Here is a 1604-nt window from a genome sequence, read left to right as displayed (position 1 = left end):
GCTCTTGATGCCTAACGCCCTGTTAAGGTGTGAGCAACGCAATACCGAAGCTGCCGCATATCACCTTAAACACTAAAACCAACGCATAGTAAAAATGCCACGCGTTGCGAATCACTCTTAAACAGTTTGTTAGGTTTATGATTTTACGATGTAAGTGACAGTATTCTTTGAATATAAACTGCTTTAGCCTCAGGATAATCTTGCCTACTGACGCCATTTGCAACTAAGCCCTGTTTGAGGGCATTGTACTCGATTAGCAACTCTCGGTTTTGAATGTGAGCATCTCTAAATTGAATATGTCTTCTTAACTTTGAGTCACCCTTCTTATAAGCATGAACATGGATATAATCGAAACGTTCGTTATCGCTGTAATATGTAAAGAAACAACGACCTTCAACACCCTGCTCTCCTTTGCAAGTAAAGCCTAGACATTCGAGCGCTAGAATGTTTTGCTTAAGAGTTAAATTGTCATTATACGCGATACCTATATCTATTATCGGTTTTGCAATTGAGCCTGGGATCGCTGTACTACCTATATGATAAATAGCCACACCGCCCAAATTAGGCGCAATCGCACTAACAATGAGATCATAGGCTTCAGACCATGTATGGACGTAGTCGGTTAACTGGACTGTAAAACGCTCTAGCCCTACACCTAACTCCTCAAGTCGCTTTATCAACTCAGATTTATCCACTTTAACTTCCCATGTTAACTCGTAAACCTAACGCCGCATTAAGGTGTGAGTGACGCTTGGCTATACTTGAGCGAAGCGAAACTGCCAAGCGTTACGAATCACTCTTAAATGCTTTGTTAGCAGTCGCCTCAAAGCTCCCACCAAAGTTTATTTTGTTCAATTGACAACTTTCGTAGATTTCGGATTACGTTAGTTAAACATCCTTCCATTAACTTGTAATCAATATCTGGTATAGCTTCACCTTGCCACGTTGCTAAGAACGAAAAAGGTTCATGCGACACATTGTGAACAATTTCACTTCGAACTCTAGAGTATGCAATATTCCCTAAGCTTCCTTTGTGGATATGATTCTTGAACCACTCACGCTGTTTAGTATTAACAAATAAATCTTCAACATGTTCCACAACGAACTCCGCCTCACGAATAGCATCACCGATTTCGGCAAGTCTATACAAATAGTCTTCATAGTTGCTGTCAAAGATAGGCGGTAAAAGATCAACTAATGCAATGGGATGGACCTTATCCCAAAAATCATAACCACTGTATTTTACCAAAGTATCTGTAAATACCGCAGACTTTGAGTATCGCTGCGTACGCTTTCTCTCCCCTTCAACAGGCTCGGAGAGCTGGTGCTTTTTACTGCCTATCGCTTCAATGTAACAACAACACAGCACCAACGCTTCTTCTTCTGATACTTTCGATATATCTTGGATATTTGATAGTTTTAGCTCTAAGTGCTTTAAATACACTTCATGAGAGAGAATTTCTACAACTGAACTCATCGACTTTCTCCTAGACTGCTAACGCCCTGCTAAGGGGTGAGCAACGCAATACGAAAGCCGCCGCAAACCACCTTAATCACAAAAATCAACGCATAGTAAAAATGCCACGCGTTGCGAATCCCTCTTG

At 41.0% G+C, this 1604-nt stretch carries 2 protein-coding genes; both read right to left on the bottom strand.

The annotated features are described in order from the left end of the window. Nucleotides 1-143: 143 nt before the first annotated feature. Nucleotides 144-695, bottom strand: coding sequence for a GrpB family protein (locus KIV41_RS24505; RefSeq protein ID WP_285337837.1), 552 nt, complete (start codon nt 693-695; stop codon nt 144-146). Between the two features lie 128 nt (nt 696-823). Further along, nucleotides 824-1477 (bottom strand): hypothetical protein, encoded by a 654-nt coding sequence (locus KIV41_RS24500; RefSeq protein ID WP_285337836.1) that lies wholly within the window; start codon nt 1475-1477, stop codon nt 824-826. Nucleotides 1478-1604 lie beyond the last annotated feature (127 nt).

Origin of the sequence: Vibrio sp. D401a (assembly GCF_030248515.1) — a bacterium.
GTDB classification, from domain to species: domain Bacteria; phylum Pseudomonadota; class Gammaproteobacteria; order Enterobacterales; family Vibrionaceae; genus Vibrio; species Vibrio rotiferianus.
Note: the sequence above shows the minus strand (reverse complement) of the source record. Positions and strands in the feature narration are given on the sequence as shown.